The sequence below is a fragment of the Ramlibacter lithotrophicus genome, from assembly GCF_012184415.1.
GTDB classification, from domain to species: Bacteria; Pseudomonadota; Gammaproteobacteria; order Burkholderiales; family Burkholderiaceae_C; genus Ramlibacter; species Ramlibacter lithotrophicus.
The window spans coordinates 59594-76421 of sequence record NZ_VTOX01000011.1 but is presented as its reverse complement, the minus strand read 5'-3'; the positions used below and the strand labels follow the sequence as shown (position 1 = coordinate 76421).

Genomic DNA, 16828 nt, shown 5'->3' with positions numbered 1-16828 from the left:
GCGGCGCGTCGTCAGTCGAACCAGCGCGCCAGCAGCGTGTTGATCTCGTTGGCCCGTTCGTACTGAACCCAGTGGCCGGCCCCCGGCACGACCACGCACCGTCGTTCCGGGTGGCCATGCCCCAACGCCAGCGCCGTCGCCGCGCCGCTGGCCGTGGGATCGTGTTCGCCCCAGGCCATCAGAACTGGAATTTGCAGCTTGTCCAGGGCCCGGCGCGTCGCGTCGGTATGCGACAACTGCTTGCTGCGCAGCCGCGTGCGCTCGCTGGCCGATCGATGCACCAGCATCGCCAGCGCGTCGAGCGCCGCCGGCTCGTGCAGCATCAGTTCGGCCAGGTTGTGCCGGTGCGCCTGCTCCTGCGCGGACCCGGGCTCCAGCGTGCGCCAGTTCTTCAGCGCCAGCTGGCGCCGCTGCAGGCCGTGGCCGGTGGCGCCCAGCAGCGCGAGCCGCCGCACGCGGCCGCGCGCCAGCGCGAGGTTGGAGGCCAGCACCGAGCCGAACGAGAACGCCGCCACGTCGATCTCGCGCTCGCCGCCCACCAGCTCGGCGACGTTGTGCTGCAGCGTCGCCACCAGCCGCTCCAGGTTCGCGGGCGGCGCGACCTCGTCGGAGTCGCCGCAGCCCGGCAGGTCCGGCAACCAGAGCTGGTGCCGCCCGGCCAGTGGCTCGATGTTGCGCACCCAGTGCAGCCAGCTGCCGTTGCCGCCGTGCAGCAGCACCAGCGGCGGTCCGCTGCCGATACGCCGCCAGCGGATGCGCGAGCCCTCGAAGCGGGCGTCGACGCTTGCCGCACGCTGCTCGAGGCGGGCGACCAGCGCCCGTGCGTCGTCTTCGCTTTGGGACACCCGTTCAGTCCAGGCTGAGCTTGATGGACTTGATCAGCTTGCCGTATTCGCCGTGCTCGCGCGCCAGGTAGCTGGCGAACTCGCCCGAGGTGCCGCCGACGACCACCGCGCCTTGCGCCACCAGCTTCTCGCGCACGTCCGGCGCGGCCAGTGCCTTGGCCACTTCGCGCTGCAGCTTCTCGACGACCTGCGGCGGTGTCTTCGCCGGCGCCAGCAGGCCGGACCAGGAGTTGATCTCGACGCCGGGCAGGCCCACTTCGGCCATGGTCGGCACGTCCGGCAGTTGCGGCAGGCGCTGCGGTGCCGCCACGGCCAGCGCGCGCAGCTTGCCGGACTTGAAGTGCGGCACCGAGGACAGCGACGTCATGAACCCCATCGCCACCTGGCCGCCCAGGAGGTCGTTCAGCGCCGGCGCGGCGCCCTTATACGGCACGTGGATCAACTGGATGCCGGCCTTCTGCTGCAGCAACTCGCCGGCCAGGTGCTGCGAGCCGCCGGCGCCGGACGACGAGTAGCTCAGCCGGCCGGGCTCCTTCTTCGCCGCGGCGAGCAGTTCGGCCATGGTCTTGTACGAATCGGGACGCACCGCCAGGATGCAGGGCGCGGACATCACCTGGCTGACCGGGTCGAAGCTTTTCAGCACGTCGAACTTGAGGTTCCTGTACAGGTGCCCGTTGATCGCGATCGGCGCGGCCGCCATCAGCAGCGTATGGCCGTCCGGCGCTGCGGCCGCGACGATCTCGGAGGCCAGGTTGGAGCCGGCGCCGGCCTTGTTCTCGACGACGAAGCTCTGGCCGAAGGCGGCCTGCAGCCTGGCCGCGATCAGGCGGGCGGCGAGGTCGGTGGGGCCGCCGGCGGAAAAGCCGACGACGATCTTGACGGGGCCGTTCGGCCACTCCGCACCGGCCTGGGCCCGCACGAGCGGCGCCATGCCGCCGAGCGCGAGGGCGGCGGCGCCGGTGAGAACTTGTCTGCGATTGGGAGTCATCCCTGGTCTCCTGTTGATGGTGAGTTCAGCGTGCGCCGGCGCGCGGCGTCCGTCCGGATTCTGGCCCGGCACGCGAGTCATCGTGCCTCGCGGTTTCCCCATGCCGGCCGCGCGGCGGCTGTGGGGGTCATCACGGATCGTGATGGCTGCGCCGGGAGGCGACACCTAAAATCCTCCGACCATGCGCGGGCGTGCGTGGTCCCGAACCGAGGAGTAGTGCGATGGCTGAAGAGATGGCCGGCAGGGCCGGCGAAACCTGGGACGAGATCGTCGTCCGGGTCCTGAAGGCGAACGAGGTGAAGCTGGTCGCCTACGTGCCGGACAAGGTGCTCGCGCCCGTCATCAAGCGCCTCCAGGCCGACGACTACTTCACGGTGATCAGCCCGGCGCGCGAGGAAGAGGCAGTGGGCATCGTGACCGGCGCCTACATGGCGGGGCTGCGCGGCATCGTGCTGATGCAGACCAGCGGCTTCACGACGCTGGCCAACGTGCTGGCCTCGCTCACCGTGCCGTGCCAGATCCCGCTGGTGATGATGATTTCCGAGCGCGGCACGATCGGCGACCACCAGCTGGGACAGGCCATCGTCTGCCGCACCATGCGCCCGATCCTGGAGACGCTGGGCATCGAGCACTTCGCGATCCAGCGCCTGGAGGACGTCGAGTTCGTCACCGACCGGATGATCAAGCAGGCCTTCACCACGCAGGCCGGCGCCGCCCTGATCATGTCGCCGCTGCTCACCAGCCGCGGCAAGAAGAGCTACTGAGGAGCGCGCGATGCAAGACACCACCCTGATCTCCACCACCCGCGACGCGGTGAAGGTGATGAATCGCTCCGACCTCACGCGCCGCCTGGTCGCGAAGCTGAAGAAGGAAGAAGCCGTCGTCGGCGGCATCGGCCACACCCACTTCGACCTGTGGGCCGCCGGCCAGCGCCCGACCAACTTCTACATGCTGGGCAGCATGGGCCTGGCCGCGCCGATCGCGCTGGGCGTCGCCATGGCGCAGCCGCAGCGCCAGGTGTTCGCCCTCGAAGGTGACGGCTCGCTGCTGATGCAGCTCGGCGCCCTCGGCACGATCGCCGCCGTCAATCCGCGCAACCTCGCCGTGATCGTGTGGGACAACGGGGCCTACCAGATCACCGGCGCGCAGCCGACGATGACGTCCACCAACGTCGACCTGGTCGCCATCGCCAAGGGCGCCGGCATCGCGCGCAGCACCTGGGCGAAGGACGAGTCGCACTTCGAATCGCTGGTGGACCTGGCGCTCAAGGGCGACGGGCCGATCTTCATCTGCGCGCGCACCGACAACCAGCCGCCGGCCGGCGTGACCGAGCGCGACGCCAACAAGATCCGCATCCGGTTCATGGAAGGCATGTTGAACGGGAGCAGCCGGGCATGAACGGCCAGCTGCTGATCGGCGGCCAGTGGGTCGCGGGCGCCTCCAGCGAAGCGCTCAAGGACAAGTACAGCGGCGACGTGTACGGCCAGATGGCCGTCGCGTCCGCCGAACAGGTGACGGCGGCCGTCAGCGGCGCCATCGAGGGACAGCGGCAGTCCACCTTGAGCCCGTACCAGCGCTTCCAGATCCTGTCGCGGGCCGCGCGCCTGCTGGAAGGCCGCATCGAGCCGCTGATCGAGCTGATGCGGCACGAGGCCGGCTTCACCCGCGCCGACGGCGACAACGAGGTGCGCCGCTGCATGCAGACGCTGGAGCTCTCGGCCGAGGAAGCCAAGCGCCTGAACGGCGACATGGCGCCGCTGCAGGCCGGCGACGGCGTCAAGAACCGCTTCGGCTTCACCATCCGCGCGCCGCGCGGCGTGGTGTGCGCCATCACGCCGTTCAACTCGCCGCTCAACGTGCTGGCGCACAAGGTCGGTCCGGCGCTGGCCGGCGGCAACGCGGTCGTGGTCAAGCCGTCGGAGTTCACGCCGCTCACGGCCATCGAGCTGTGCAAGGTGCTGATCGAAGCCGGGCTGCCCGCGAACCTGCTGGCGCTGCTGCACGGCGAGGGCGCCGTGGTGGGCCCGCAGTTGCTCGCCGACCAGCGCATCGCCTTTTACGCGTTCACCGGCAGCACGCGGGTGGGCCGGCAGATCCAGGCCGCCGCGGGCCTGCGCCGCACCCAGCTGGAACTGGGCAGCATCGCCAGCACCATCGTGTGCCACGACGCGAACATGGACCTCGCCATCCCCAAGATCCTCAGCGCCGGGCTGCGCAAGGCGGGGCAGGTCTGCACCTCGGTGCAGCGCCTGTACGTGGACCGGCGCATCGTCGATGCGTTCGTGCCGAAGCTGGTCGACGCCGCGCGGAAGATGAAGGCCGGCGATCCGGCCGATCCGGCGACCATCATCGGCCCGATGATCAGCCTGCACCACGCGGAGCGCGCGCAAGGCTGGGTGGATGCCGCCGTCGCCGCCGGCGCGAAGCTGCTCACCGGCGGCAAGCGCGAAGGCAGCGTGATGCAGCCAACGGTGCTGACCGACGTGCGCGACGACATGAAGGTGGTGTGCGAGGAAATCTTCGCCCCGGTGGTGTCGGTGGTGCCGTTCGACGGCATAGCCGAAGCCGTGGCGAAGGCGAACAACCAGTCGTTCGGCCTGGCCGTCGGACTGTTCACGAGCAACCTGCACACGGCGTTCAAGGCCGCCCGTGAACTGCGCTTCGGCGGCGTGCACATCAACGAAGCGTCCAGCGCCCGCGTCGACGCCATGCCGTTCGGCGGCGTCAAGGACAGCGGCTTCGGCTGGGAAGGCCCGGCCTACGCCATCCGCGAGATGACGGAGGAGCGGCTGGTCACGGTCGCCTACTGAGCGCCACGGAGCTTCATCATGATCATCGACGAATTCGCCCGCTACGCGCAGCTCGAAGCCGGCCGCCCGTTGTCGCCGGTAGTCAGCCACCACGCCAAGCGCGCGCTGATCGACTGGTTCTCGGCGCTGTTCCCCGGCATCGGCGTTGCGCCGAATGCCCAGCTGCTGAAGGCCCATGCCGCCGAACTGGGACACGGCCGCTCGAGCCTGCCGGGCCAGCGCACCAGCGCCTTTCCCGCCACTGCCGCCTGGATCAACGGCAGCGTGTCGCACGCCGTGGAGTTCGACGACATCTTCCGTGACGCGGTCTACCACCCGGGTTGCCCGACCATCGGCGCCGCGCTGGCGGTTGCCGAGGACCGCGGCGCCAGCGGCGAGCAGCTGCTCAAGGCGATCACGATCGGCTACGAGATCTCCACCCGCATCGGCGCGGCCGTGCAGCCTTCGCACTACAAGTTCTTCCACACCACCGGCACCGTCGGCTGCTTCGGCGGCGCCGCGGCGACGGCCGCCCTGACCGGCCCCGGCAATGCGGACGTCATGCGCCATTCGCTGGCGACCGCGGCGTCGTTCGCTTCCGGCCTGCAGCAGGCATTCCGCTCCGACGCCATGACCAAGGCGCTGCACGCGGGCCATGCCGCCTGGGTCGGCGTCACGGCCGGCGTGGGCGCGGCGAGCGGCATTACCGGCGCGCTCGACATCCTGGAAGGCGCGGCCGGTTTCGGCGCGGCGCTGTCCGACGATCCGAAGTGGGAGCGCGCCGCCGACGGCCTCGGCACGCGCTACAACATCACGGCCATCACCCAGAAGAACCACGGTTGCTGCGGCCACACCTTCGCCGCGATCGACGCGATGCTGGACATCCGGGCGCAGCATCGCATCGACCCGGCGCAGGTGGAGGCTATCCGCGTCGACACCTACAAGACGGCGCTGGACGTCACCGGCAACTTCGAGCCGCGCACGGCGTTCGAGGCCAAGTTCAGCCTGCCTTACGTCGTCGGCCACGCGCTGCTGTACGGCGCGGTGCGGCTCAACGCCTTCGAGGACCAGCGGCTGGCGGACATCGCGATCCGCGCACTCATGGCCAGGACAAGGCTGGTTGCCGATCCGGACCTCAGCGCGAAATTCCCCAACGTGCGCGCGGCGCGGGTGACGGTGCAGTTGCGCAACGGCCAGGTGATCGAGCAGTTCGCGCCGTGCCGCAAGGGCGATCCGGAGGCGCCGCTTACCGACGCCGACCTGAACGACAAGTTCCTGGAACTGGCATCGCCGGTGATCGGCGCCGAGCCGGCGCGAGCGCTGCTCGACCAGCTCTGGCACCTGGAACGGCAGGACCTCGCGGCGCTGAAGCTGCGCAGCCTGTGACGACCGCATTCACCACAACGAGGAGCAACCCCGCATGAAGTCCTTCGCCCCCACTCGCCAGCAGTTCCTGGGCGCCTTGCTGGCGGCTGCCGTCGCCGTGGCCGCCCCGAACGCGGTGGCTGCCGACCCGTATCCGGCCAAGCCGGTGAAGATCGTCGTGGCGTTCACGGCCGGCGGCACCACCGACATCCTGGCGCGCGCCGTCGGCCAGAAGCTGCAGGAGAAGCTCGGCCAGCCGTTCGTCATCGACAACAAGCCGGGCGCCGGCGGCAACCTGGGCACCGAGTTCGTCGTGCGTTCGGCGCCGGACGGCTACACCCTGATCGTCGACTCGGTCGGCCCGATCGCGATCAACCAGACGCTGTACAAGACCCTGTCGTACGACCCGTTGAAGGACCTCGTCCCCATCGTCCAGATCGCCGACGTGCCCAACGTGCTGGTGGTGCATCCGTCGGTGTCAGCGAAGACCTTCGACGAGTTCGTCGCCTACCTCAAGGCCAATCCCGGCAAGCTCAATTACGGCTCCACCGGCGTCGGCACCTCGGCCCACCTCTCCAGCTACATGTTGACGCAGCGGGTCGGCGCCGAAGCGCTGCACGTGCCGTACAAGGGTGCGACGGCCCTGAACGACCTGCTGGCCGGCCGCCTGCAATTCATGTTCGCCACCATCCCCTCGGTGATCCAGCACATCAAGGCCGGCAAGCTGCGCGCCCTGGCCGTGTCCAGCGCGAAGCCTTCGCGCTCGCTGCCGGGCATTCCGGCGGTGGCCGAAAAGGGCTTCCCCGGCTTCGAGGCGGGCTCGTGGTTCGGCTTCTTCGCGCCCAAGGGGACGCCGCCGCAGGTGATCGCGACCATCAACAAGGCCGTCAACGACGTGCTGCCGGGGCTGGAGGAGCAGCTGGTGCGCGAAGGCGCGGACCCGGTCGGCGGCACGCCGGAGCAGTTCGGCAAGTTCACCCAGGCCGAGTACGAGAAGTGGAAGGCCGTGGTGAAGGCTTCGGGCGCTACGGCTCAATAAGCCCGGCTCGCCTGACCAGGACGGGCAGCCTTGTGCTGCCCGTTTCATTCTTGCGTACGTCTGCCTGTATCCGGCAATTCAGACAGTGGCCCCGCCGCCCCCGTCGAAGTTGATCGCCGTCCCCGTGATGTAGCTCGCCCGGTCCGACACCAGGAACGCGAACAGGTCGGCGAACTCGGTCGCCTGCGCCACGCGTCCCAACGGCACGCGCTCTTTCGCCAGCCGCGCGTAGTGCGCCTCCAGGTCGCCGCCCTTGGCCATGCGGTCGATCTGCGCGCTGTGCACCAGTCCGATGCAGATGGTGTTGACGCGCACGTTGTCGGGCGCGTATTCGCAGGCCAGGGCCTTGGTCAGGTTGATGCCGGCGGCGCGGCTCACCGAGGTGGGCAGGCTGCGCGCCTTGGGCGTCTTGCCGCTGACGGTGGTGATGTTCACGATGCGGCCGTCGCGCTGCCGTTGCATGTGCGGCAGCACCAGCCGGCACATGCGCACGGCGCCCATCACCTTCAGCTCCCAGTCCGCCTGCCACTTGCCGTCGTCCACGTCGGCGAATCCCGCGGCCGCCGAGGTGCCGGCGTTGTTGAGCAGGATGTCGACCCGGCCCCAGCGTTGCAGCGCGGCCTGGGCCAGCCGCTCGCAATCGGCGGCCACCGTGACGTCGGCCGGCACCGCCAGCACGTCGGCGCCGGTGGCGGCGCGGATCTCGTCGGCGGCGCGCTGCAGGTGTTCGGCCCGGCGCGCGGCGATCGCCACCTTGGCTCCTTCGGCCGCCAGCTTCAGCGCGCTCGCGCGGCCGAGCCCGTCGCTGCCGCCGGTGATGATCGCGATCTTGTCCTTGAGGCCCAGTTCCAGCATGCGTTGCTCCTCGTGAAATGCGCGGCGCGACGGCGCCGTCGAACGGCAAGTGTAGAGCGCGCGCTTTGCCCCGCTGACCGCAGGCGGTATCCTGCGGCCATGCAGATCGATCCTTCCATCGTGCGCGAATTCGCGCCCACCGGCAGCCTGCGCGCAGCCCTCAACATGGGCAATCCCGTGCTCGCCCACAGCCGCACGTCGCCCGAGCGGCCGGCCGGCGTCACCATCGACCTCACGCGCCGCCTTGCGCGGATGCTGGGGGTGGAAGCGCAGTTGCTGCAGTACGAAACGGCCGCGAAATCCGGGGCTGCCGTCGCCGCCGGCGAAGCCGACATCGGATTCATGGCGATCGATCCCAAGCGCGCGGAGACGATCCATTTCACGTCGCCGTACGTGCAGATCGAAGGCTGCTACATGGTGCGCGAGGCGTCCGCGCTGCAGCGCAACGAGGAAGTCGACCGCGCCGGAACCCGCGTGGTGGTGGGCGAGGGCAGCGCCTACGAGTTGTTCCTCAGCCGGCACCTGCAGCACGCCAAGCTGGTGAAGGTGGCCACGTCGGAAGCGGTGGTCGAGGCGTTCCTGGCCGACCCGGCGATCGAAGTGGCGGCCGGCGTGCGCCAGCAGCTCGAGGCGGACTCACGCCGCGTGGGCGGCGTGCGACTGCTGCCGGGCCGCTTCATGGTGATCGAGCAGGCGATGGCGATGCCGCGCGGGCGCAGCGACGCGGCGCAGGCCCTGCTCGAATCCTTCATCGTGGAGCAGCGCCGCAGCGGGTTCGTGCGCGAGGCGCTGCAGCGCCACGGCATAGAAGGCGCGACGGCGCTCCACTGACCCGGCCCAGGAGGCACCCTCACCCCCGCCCTCTCCCGCAAGCGGGAGAGGGAGTCCAGACCGCCGGCGCGGCTAGAACTGGAACAGCGTCAGCCCCAGCCCCAGGCTGGTCTGGCGGTGGTTGTAGTCCAGCAGCGTTTCGCCGTAGCCGGTGAACACCTGCGCGTACCAGCGCAGCCCGGCGGGCTGCTTCACGCTCACCGGATAGGTCCAGTCGAACTGCAGCGAACCGCGATCCAGCGCGCGCGGGTGAGTGCGCCAGGTGAGCGACGCCGTGGCCAGCCCCGGCAACCAGGAAGCCATCACCTCCGTGTTGCCGATGTGGCGCGACATGTCCGGGTTGTCGTCGTTGGTCTTCTCGCCGAGGCGCCGGAAGCCGCGCAGCACCAGCCCGAATTCGCCATGGTCGAAGGCCGCCGACGCATATACGCGGTTCCAGCTGCGCGAGAGCGAGCCGCCCTGGCCGTTGGACTGGTGTGCGATGCCCAGCTGTGCCATGCGCCACTGCCAGCCGCCCGGCAAGGCGCCCAGGCGCGGCGGCACCGGAATCACGTAGATCGCCTCGGGCTGGTAGTCGGTGCTGCGAAACGGCGACGATTCCTGCCGGTTCCACACCTGCCACAGCGAGCGCTGGGTGAAGGCGAACCACAGGTCGGCATCGGGCAGCACGAGTCCCTCGGCGACCTTGGCGCGCAGCGACACCTGCATCTTGGCTTCCAGCGGCTTGTAGTCCGGGCGCCCGGTGGTGACGCCGCGCGTCGGGCTGGTCGGCGTGCGGTTGATGCTGCTGGTGGCGTGCAGGGGCAGGATGAAATTGGGCAGGTAGGTGCGCACGACGAAGGTGCCGCGCTTGGCCTCTGGCGTCAGCTCCCAGGCCTTGGTGAAGGCCGTGGACACCAGCAGGGTTTCTGGCCGGTCGGCCGGCTGCGCCGGCTCGGTCGGCGCGGCGGCCACCGGCCTGGCCGCCGGCCCGGCCGGCTTGCGCTCGCGAAAGAGCCGGTCGTAGCAGGCCAGCCGCAACTGGTTGTCGGCCTCCATGACGCACTCGGCGACGCCTTGCGCCGCGCCCGTGGTCGACCAGGCCAGGGCAGCCACGCCGAGCCACCATGCCTGCCGCCGCGCGGCGGTCGTTCTTCGCATTCGCGCTTCTCCTGTCATTCAGTCCGGCCACGATTTCTTCTTGAGCGCCGCGACCAGGTAGTCCACCAGCAACCGCACCTTCGGCAGGACGTGCTTGCGCGTAGGGTACAGCGCGTAGACGCCCAGTTCGACGCCGCGATACTGCGGCATCAATTCCACCAGGGCGCCGGAGCGCAGGTCGTCGCCGACCAGAAAGGTGGGCTGGATGATGATGCCCTGGTGGCCGAGCGCCGCGGCGCGGCAGGTGTCGCCGCTGTTGGTGCGCATGCGCGGCTCCACCTTCACCGCGACGGTCCCTTCGGGGCCCTCGAACGACCACGTGTCGCCGGTGGACAGCAGGCTGTAGGCGATGACCGTGTGCCGTGCGAGCTCCGCCGGGTGCGTGGGCGTGCCGTGCGCCTTGAGGTATTTCGGCGAGGCGCACAGCACCGAGCGGGTCGAGGACAGCTTGCGGCCGACCAGCGATGAGCTCGGCAGGCGCGCCACGCGCACGGCCAGGTCGAAACCCTCTTCCACCAGGTCCACCATGCGATCGGAGAGCGTCACGTCCAGCACCACGTCGGGATGCCGCGCCATGAAGCCGGCCCACAGCGGCGCCAGGTGCAGCAGCCCGAACGACACGGGGGCACTCACCTTCAACTGGCCCGAGGCCTTGCCGGTGCGCGACGTGATCTCGGCCTCGGCCTCTTCCAGCTCGCCGAGCAGCTCCTTGCAGCGGGCGTAGAACACCTCGCCTTCCTCGGTCAGCGACAGCCGCCGCGTCGTGCGGTGGAGCAGCCGCACGCCCAGCCGCGCCTCGAGCTCGGCGACGTGGCGCGACACCGCCGGCTTGGACATCTCCAGCGCATCGGAGGCACCGACGAAACTGCCGGCATCCACGACGGCCGCGAAGACGCTCATTTCCTGGAATCGGTCCACGGCACCTCCTTCGCGGTCAGGCCGCGCGCTGGCAGAAGCCGTCGAGCACGTTGACGGCGTTGATTCCCACTTCGGCGACGGCGTAGCCGCCTTCGAACACGAAGGCCGTCGGCAGGCCCGCCGCCGCGAGGTCCTCGCCGACCCTCAGGTAGTCGGGGCTCGCCAGCCGGAACCCGGAGATCGGATCGCCTTCGAACGTGTCGACGCCCAGCGACAACACCAGCGCCTGCGCGCCGAACGCGCGGATCGCCTGCAACGCCTGCGCCAGCGCGCTGCGCCAGCTGTCGAAACCGGTACCGCGGGCCAGCGGCAGGTTGAGGTTGCAGCCGGCCCCGTCGCCCAGGCCTCGCTCGTCGGCGTGACCCAGGTAGAACGGGTATTCGGTGCGCGGATCGCCATGGACGCTGGCGAAGAAGACGTCGCCGCGGCCGTAGAAGATCGACTGCGTGCCATTGCCGTGGTGGTAGTCGATGTCGAGCACCGCCACCCGGTCCAGCCCGCCGTCGCGCAGCGCCTGCGCCGCGATCGCCGCGTTGTTGAGAAAGCAGTAGCCGCCGAAGAAGTCGGCGCCGGCATGGTGGCCGGGCGGCCGGGTCAGCGCGAAGGCGGCGCGATCGCCCGCCAGCAGCCGCTGCGCGGCGGCGACCGCGCAATCGGCTCCCTTGCGCGCCGCCGTCCAGGTGCCCGCCGTCAGCGGGCTGCCCGCGTCGAACGAGAACAGGCCCAGCCGCGCCGGAAAGCTGGCCGGCAGGACGTCGCTGCGGAAGGTGCGGATCGGCCAGCAGGACGGGATGGCGTCGCGGCTCGCGTTGGCCGGATCCAGCGCCACCCACTCGTCCCAGGCGCCGGCCAGGAAGTCGAGATAGCGGCGGGCATGGACGCGCGCGATCGGGTCGTCGCCGCAGGCCGGCGGGGCCTGCACCGGTCCCAGCGCGCGCGCCCGCAGTTCGGCCAGCACGTGGTCGACGCGGGCCGGCACCTCGAAGCAGGGCACCATCGCGCCGCGGAACATCTCCAGCTTGCCGTGGTGCAGCGCGTGCAGGTCGTTGTGGAAGGTGATCATGGAGATTAGCCCAAAATTCGAAACAGTGAATGCCGCTGACGCAAGTTTATCTCTTGTCGTTGAATATTTAAAGTTCATCCCATGCCGCGGACGAATCCCTTCCGAGGCACACGGGCCGGGTCACCAGCCGCCCGGCCCCTCCACCGCAACGACCTCAAGGATCCATCATGAACCGCAATTCCGTTTTCGCCCTCGTTCTCGCCGCCGCCGCCACCACCGCGTTTGCCGACGACATCACCATCGACACGACGCCGTTCGTCTCCACCAGGACGCGCGCCGAAGTGCAGGCCCAGCTGCAGCAGCGCGGCCCCAACGTGTGGTCCACCCAGTACAACCCGCTGGCCCACTTCAGCGCCCAGCGCAGCCGCGCCGACGTGGTGGCCGAGTACCTGGCGTCGCGCCGCGAAGTCGCCGCGCTCACCGCCGAGGACAGCGGCTCGGCCTTCCTGGTGCGCAACCGCGACGCTCGCGCCCAGGCCGTCCGCCTCGCCGGCCAGCCGACGCAGGCGCAGTAACCGCTTCACCACCGACCGGACGGGCCCCGGGGGGCCTGTCCTCCCAACTTTCACGGAGCACTCCATGAGCAATCGACTGATTGAGAGCATCGCCTCGACCGACGCCGGCCTCGCGCCGCTGGCCCTGCGCCTTCCCGTCGGCTTCATCTTCATCGCGCACGGCGCGCAGAAGCTGTTCGGCTGGTTCGGCGGCTACGGCCTCGAAGGCACCGGGCAGTGGCTGGGGTCCATCGGCCTCGCTCCGGGCTACCTCATGGCCTTGCTGGCCGGCGGCGCCGAGTTCTTCGGCGGCCTTGCGCTGGTGCTCGGCCTGCTCGTGCGGCCCGCGGCTGCGGCGCTCGCCTTCGCCATGCTGGTCGCGATCTTCAGCGTCCACATCGACAAGGGGTTGTTCATGGCCAACAACGGCTACGAATTCGCCCTCGTCATGTTTGCCGCCTCGCTGTCGCTGCTGGTCAGCGGCGCCGGGCGGGCCTCGGCCGATGCCGCGCTGGTTGCAGCGGCCCGCGACTGACAAGCACAACCGCGCTCATTTCCGGGAAACCATGATGCATCGCCAACCCACCTTGTTCGTCTCGCACGGCGCCCCCACCTTCGCGCTGGAGCCGGGCCTGGCCGGTCAGCGCCTGCGCCAGCTGGGGCGCGCGCTCGAGCGGCCGGCCGCGGTGCTGGTGGTGTCGCCCCACTGGATGACGCCGACCGCGCGGGTCGGCACGGCCGCTCGGCCGGACACCATCCACGACTTCGGCGGGTTCGACCCGGCGCTCGACGACCTGCGCTATCCGGCGCCAGGCCATCCCGACCTGGCGCAGCGGGCGATCGAGGTGCTGCGTGCGGCCGGCTGGCCGGCGCATGCCGAGGAACGCCGGGGCCTGGACCATGGCGCCTGGGTGCCGCTGCTGCACCTGCTGCCGCAGGCCTACGTGCCGGTGTTCCAGGTTTCGCTGCCGTCGCGCCTCGACCCCGAAGCCGCCTGGGCCTTCGGCGCCGCGCTGGCGCCGCTGGCCAGTGAAGGCGTGCTGATCGTGGGCTCGGGCAGCCTGACCCACAACCTGTACGAGTTCCGCATGGCGCAGGGCGCCGGCGAGCGCTACGCCGCCGAATTCGCGCACTGGATGCGCGAGGCGGTGGCCAGTGGCGACTGCGAGCGGCTGCAGTTCGCCCTGGAGCGCGCGCCCCATGCCAGCCGGGCGCATCCGACGGCGGAGCACTTCTGGCCATTGCTGGTGGCTGCCGGCGCTGCCGCATCGCGCCGCCCGGCCACGGTGATCGACGGCGGCATCGTCCACGGCGTGCTGGCGATGGATGCCTACGTGTTCGGCGCGGCGATCGACGGGTTGGGCGGCACGGCCCGAGCCGAGCCGCTGGTGCAGCGCGCCTGACCGGCGTCGCGCGAGCTCAGTGCAGCGTAGCCTGCGCCCGCCCGGCCTCGAAAGCCTGCGCATTCAGCCGCGCCAGCGCCTGCTTGCCGGCGAAGCGCCGCAGCACCTCGTCGAGCAGTGCCTGCGCCTCGAACGGCAGGCAGGATGCCGCCGCGCCGAGCATCACCGTGTTGGCCAGGCGCACGTCGCCCAGGCCGACGGCAATGCCGGTGGCGTCGATCGCCGATGCCTCGTAACCGAGCGCGCGCACCGAGCCCACCGGATCGTCGGGATAGGTGGCACGGCCGCTGCTGACCACCGGTGGCACGGCGCGCAAGGTGTTGACCACCGCGCGTCCCCGTGGCGCCAGCCAGTGGCACCAGCGCAAGGCCTCGGCCGACTCGAGCGCCAGCAGGACGTCGGCCGTGCCGGGCGTGATCTCGCTCGCATGCACCTGTTCGCCGATGCGCACCTGCGAGCTGACGACGCCGCCGCGCTGCGACATGCCGGCGATCTCGGTCTTGCAGGCGTCCCAGCCGGCCCGCAGCGCCACGCGGGCCAGCACCTCGGCGGCGGTCATGACGCCTTGGCCGCCGACGCCGACCACCAGGATGTTCGAGTTCATGCGGGCTCCAGGGCGATGACGCGGCGGGCGGGCTTGGCGATGGCGCCGCGAGCACAGGCCTTGGCGCAGATCTCGCAGCCGGTGCACAGTTGCGGGTCGATCTTCACCCAGGCCAGGTCGACCACCTTGCCCGAGGCGCGCACCTGCTGCTCGCGCCGCGTCGTGAGGACCGCCGGGCAGCCGACGTCCAGGCAGTTGGCGCAGCCGTTGCACTGGTCCTCGTCCACCACCAGCGGCAGGTCGCGGTTGAAGTCCGGCGTGAAGACGCAGGGCCGGCTGGTGATGATCACCGACGGCGCGCTGGCCTTCATCTCCTCGCGCAGCGTCTTGACGAAGACCGGCAGTTCGTAGGGATCGGCGTGGCGGATTCGTTCCGGCCGCACGCCGAGGGCCTCGACCAGTTTCGCGAAGTCGACCTTCACCGGCGCCGCGCCACCGTGCAGGTCGCGGCCGTTGGCCGGGTTGTTCTGGCCGCCGGTCATCGCGGTGGCGCTGTTGTCCAGCAACAGCACCGTCACGTTGGCCTGCTGGTAGGTGAGATTCAGCAGGCCTTGCATGCCCGAATGCAGGAATGTGGAATCGCCGATCACGGCCACCACCGGCCGCGGCGCGGCGTCTCCTGCCTGCGCCTTGGCGACGCCGCCGGCCATGCCCAGCGAAGCGCCCATCGCCAGCACCGTGTCGACCGAGCTCCACGGCGGGCTCGCGCCCAGCGTGTAGCAGCCGATGTCCCCGCAGACGACGGCATTGGGCATGCGCGACAACCAGTAATACACGCCCAGGTAGCCGCAGCCGGCGCACAGCGTGGGCGGCCGCGTGAAGATTCGCTGCGCCGTCACGGCCGGCGGGCTCGCCGCCGGCTCGCCCAGGATGGTGCGGGCGGCGTCGCGCACGTGGCGCGCGCTGATCTCGCCGTACGGCGGCAGCACCGCGCGGCCATGCACGGCCAGGCCGGCGGCCAGCAGTTCGGGCTCGACGACAGGTTCGGACTCCTCGACCACGAGCAGCGTGCCGACGCCGGCGGCGAATTCGCGCACCAGCCCCAGAGGCAGCGGCGCGCTGAGACCCAGCGTCAGCAACGGCGCATCGGGCAGCGCCTCGCGCACCGCATGGCTGACCGGTCCGGAGGCGATCACGCCCAGGCGCCGGTCGGCGCCGGGCGTCACGACGTTCCAGTGCGACTGCTCGGCGACGTCGCGCAGCGCGGCGTCGCGGGCGGCACGGGCTTCCAGCCGCTTGGCCACGTGGCCAGGCGAGAGCACCCAGCGCTCGGCGTTCTTGCGGTATTCGATGGGATCCGGACGCGGCATCGCCGGCTGCAACAGCACGGCACGCTTGACGTGGCACACGCGCGTCGTCAGGCGCAGCAGCACCGGGACTTCGTGGCGCTCCGACAGCTCGAAGGCGTCCCGCGTCATGAGGTACGCCTGCTGCGCATCGGCGGGCTCCAGCACCGGCAGGTGCGCAAAGCGCGACCACACGCGGCTGTCCTGCTCGTTCTGCGAAGAGGAGAAGCCCACGTCGTCGGCGACGGCGATCACCAGCCCGCCGTGCACCCCGGTCAGCGCCGCCGACATGAGCGTGTCGGCCGCCACGTTCAGGCCGACGTGCTTCATCGCGGTGAGCGCCCGCCGCCCCATCAGCGAAGCGCCCAGCGCCACCTCCAGCGCCACCTTCTCGTTGACCGACCACTCGGCATGCACGCCGGGCAAGCGCGAGATCGTCTCGACGATCTCGGTGGACGGCGTGCCCGGATAGGCGGCGGCCACGGCCAGCCCGGCGTCGTGGGCGCCTTGCGCCACCGCCTCGTTGCCTGACATGAACCGGGTCTGCAGCCCGCTGTCGCGCGATCCCATGGCGTCTCCTGGACCTGTTGTTCTCTGGTGATGTTATGGCGCGATCCAGGCAATCCGATTGCGTTGGATGCCGTGGAATCGTCCATACGAGCTATATAGTTGCGCGAACACCCTCAGCGGAGACACCCATGAACCAGCAGGCCCTGGACCGCATCGACCGGCGCATCGTCGACGCCTTGCAGCGCGACGGCCGGCTCGCCAACAACGAACTGGCGGCCCAGGTGAACCTGTCGCCGTCACCGTGCCTGCGCCGCGTGCGCAGCCTGGAGGAGGCGGGCGTGATCAAGCGCTACGTGGCGCTGGTGGATCCGGCCAAGGTGGGGCTGAACATGCTGGCCTACGTCAGCGTCAAGCTGGAGAAGAAGGGCCAGATGCCGGCCGAGGACTTCGCCAGCGCGGTCGAGACCTGGAGCGAGGTGACCGAGTGCTATTCGATGACCGGCGACATGGACTACCTGCTGCGGGTGCAGGTGGAGGACCTGGACCACTTCTCGCGCTTCATCATGGGCAAGCTGCTCAAGCAGTCCGGCGTCGCCGACGTGAAGTCGAGCTTCGCGCTGCAGCGGGTGAAGGAGACGACGGTGCTGCCGGTGTGAGGGCCGGCGCGGCCGCTTGCACCGATTCCATATTTCCACAAT

General features: G+C 70.3%; 18 protein-coding genes. 10 read left to right on the top strand and 8 right to left on the bottom strand.

Annotated elements, in window-relative coordinates:
• Window positions 1-11: 11 nt before the first annotated feature.
• Window positions 12-845 carry an alpha/beta fold hydrolase gene (locus RAMLITH_RS22595; protein WP_337786197.1) on the bottom strand — a complete coding sequence of 278 codons (834 nt, stop codon included), beginning with the start codon at window positions 843-845 and terminating at the stop codon, window positions 12-14.
• A 4-nt stretch (window positions 846-849) separates the two neighbouring features.
• The gene (locus RAMLITH_RS22590) at window positions 850-1833 is read right to left on the bottom strand and encodes a tripartite tricarboxylate transporter substrate binding protein (protein WP_168109716.1); all 984 of its coding nucleotides are present in this window, start codon (window positions 1831-1833) and stop codon (window positions 850-852) included.
• 221 nt (window positions 1834-2054) lie between these two features.
• Here RAMLITH_RS22590 and RAMLITH_RS22585 point away from each other — a divergent pair, with 221 nt between their 5' ends.
• From RAMLITH_RS22585 to RAMLITH_RS22565, 5 genes are read left to right on the top strand one after another with little or no spacing between them, the layout of a single operon-like run.
• Window positions 2055-2597: a thiamine pyrophosphate-binding protein gene (locus RAMLITH_RS22585; protein ID WP_168109715.1), complete on the top strand. Its 543-nt coding sequence runs from the start codon at window positions 2055-2057 to the stop codon at window positions 2595-2597.
• Window positions 2598-2607: 10 nt separating this feature from the next.
• Window positions 2608-3231, top strand: coding sequence for a thiamine pyrophosphate-dependent enzyme (locus RAMLITH_RS22580; RefSeq protein WP_168109714.1), 624 nt, complete (start codon window positions 2608-2610; stop codon window positions 3229-3231).
• Window positions 3228-4643 (top strand): aldehyde dehydrogenase family protein, encoded by a 1416-nt coding sequence (locus tag RAMLITH_RS22575; protein ID WP_168109713.1) that lies wholly within the window; start codon window positions 3228-3230, stop codon window positions 4641-4643. The genes RAMLITH_RS22580 and RAMLITH_RS22575 overlap by 4 nt, the downstream gene beginning before the upstream one ends.
• A gap of 18 nt (window positions 4644-4661) precedes the next feature.
• Window positions 4662-6008, top strand: coding sequence for an MmgE/PrpD family protein (locus RAMLITH_RS22570; protein ID WP_168109712.1), 1347 nt, complete (start codon window positions 4662-4664; stop codon window positions 6006-6008).
• Between the two features lie 34 nt (window positions 6009-6042).
• A complete protein-coding gene (locus RAMLITH_RS22565) occupies window positions 6043-7026 on the top strand; it encodes a Bug family tripartite tricarboxylate transporter substrate binding protein (RefSeq protein ID WP_168109711.1) in 984 nt (327 codons plus the stop codon).
• 78 nt (window positions 7027-7104) lie between these two features.
• Here RAMLITH_RS22565 and RAMLITH_RS22560 read toward each other — a convergent pair whose 3' ends face one another.
• Entirely contained in the window at window positions 7105-7881 is a 777-nt protein-coding gene (locus tag RAMLITH_RS22560) for an SDR family NAD(P)-dependent oxidoreductase (RefSeq protein ID WP_238344340.1), read from the bottom strand.
• Between the two features lie 99 nt (window positions 7882-7980).
• Between RAMLITH_RS22560 and RAMLITH_RS22555 the strand changes: the two genes are divergently transcribed.
• Window positions 7981-8712 carry a transporter substrate-binding domain-containing protein gene (locus RAMLITH_RS22555; RefSeq protein WP_168109710.1) on the top strand — a complete coding sequence of 244 codons (732 nt, stop codon included), beginning with the start codon at window positions 7981-7983 and terminating at the stop codon, window positions 8710-8712.
• Between the two features lie 72 nt (window positions 8713-8784).
• Here RAMLITH_RS22555 and RAMLITH_RS22550 read toward each other — a convergent pair whose 3' ends face one another.
• The 3 genes from RAMLITH_RS22550 to RAMLITH_RS22540 are packed head-to-tail and all read right to left on the bottom strand — an operon-like array spanning window position 8785 to window position 11833.
• Complete coding sequence (locus tag RAMLITH_RS22550; protein ID WP_238344339.1) at window positions 8785-9852, bottom strand: phospholipase A; 1068 nt, start codon at window positions 9850-9852, stop codon at window positions 8785-8787.
• Between the two features lie 18 nt (window positions 9853-9870).
• On the bottom strand, window positions 9871-10770 hold the full coding sequence (locus tag RAMLITH_RS22545; RefSeq protein ID WP_168109708.1) for a LysR substrate-binding domain-containing protein: 900 nt from the start codon (window positions 10768-10770) through the stop codon (window positions 9871-9873).
• A 16-nt stretch (window positions 10771-10786) separates the two neighbouring features.
• Window positions 10787-11833, bottom strand: coding sequence for a histone deacetylase family protein (locus RAMLITH_RS22540; protein WP_168109707.1), 1047 nt, complete (start codon window positions 11831-11833; stop codon window positions 10787-10789).
• 167 nt (window positions 11834-12000) lie between these two features.
• Between RAMLITH_RS22540 and RAMLITH_RS22535 the strand changes: the two genes are divergently transcribed.
• The 3 genes from RAMLITH_RS22535 (at window position 12001) to RAMLITH_RS22525 (ending at window position 13730) form a co-directional block, all read left to right on the top strand.
• Entirely contained in the window at window positions 12001-12348 is a 348-nt protein-coding gene (locus RAMLITH_RS22535) for a DUF4148 domain-containing protein (RefSeq protein ID WP_168109706.1), read from the top strand.
• A gap of 64 nt (window positions 12349-12412) precedes the next feature.
• Complete coding sequence (locus tag RAMLITH_RS22530) at window positions 12413-12862, top strand: DoxX family protein (RefSeq protein WP_168109705.1); 450 nt, start codon at window positions 12413-12415, stop codon at window positions 12860-12862.
• Window positions 12863-12896: 34 nt separating this feature from the next.
• A complete protein-coding gene (locus tag RAMLITH_RS22525) occupies window positions 12897-13730 on the top strand; it encodes a dioxygenase family protein (protein ID WP_168109704.1) in 834 nt (277 codons plus the stop codon).
• A gap of 16 nt (window positions 13731-13746) precedes the next feature.
• Here RAMLITH_RS22525 and RAMLITH_RS22520 read toward each other — a convergent pair whose 3' ends face one another.
• Both RAMLITH_RS22520 and RAMLITH_RS22515 read right to left on the bottom strand, forming a co-directional pair.
• The gene (locus RAMLITH_RS22520) at window positions 13747-14334 is read right to left on the bottom strand and encodes an indolepyruvate oxidoreductase subunit beta (protein ID WP_168109703.1); all 588 of its coding nucleotides are present in this window, start codon (window positions 14332-14334) and stop codon (window positions 13747-13749) included.
• Window positions 14331-16190, bottom strand: coding sequence for a thiamine pyrophosphate-dependent enzyme (locus RAMLITH_RS22515; protein ID WP_168109702.1), 1860 nt, complete (start codon window positions 16188-16190; stop codon window positions 14331-14333). The genes RAMLITH_RS22520 and RAMLITH_RS22515 overlap by 4 nt, the downstream gene beginning before the upstream one ends.
• 128 nt (window positions 16191-16318) lie before the next feature.
• Here RAMLITH_RS22515 and RAMLITH_RS22510 point away from each other — a divergent pair, with 128 nt between their 5' ends.
• Complete coding sequence (locus tag RAMLITH_RS22510) at window positions 16319-16786, top strand: Lrp/AsnC family transcriptional regulator (RefSeq protein WP_168109701.1); 468 nt, start codon at window positions 16319-16321, stop codon at window positions 16784-16786.
• Window positions 16787-16828 lie beyond the last annotated feature (42 nt).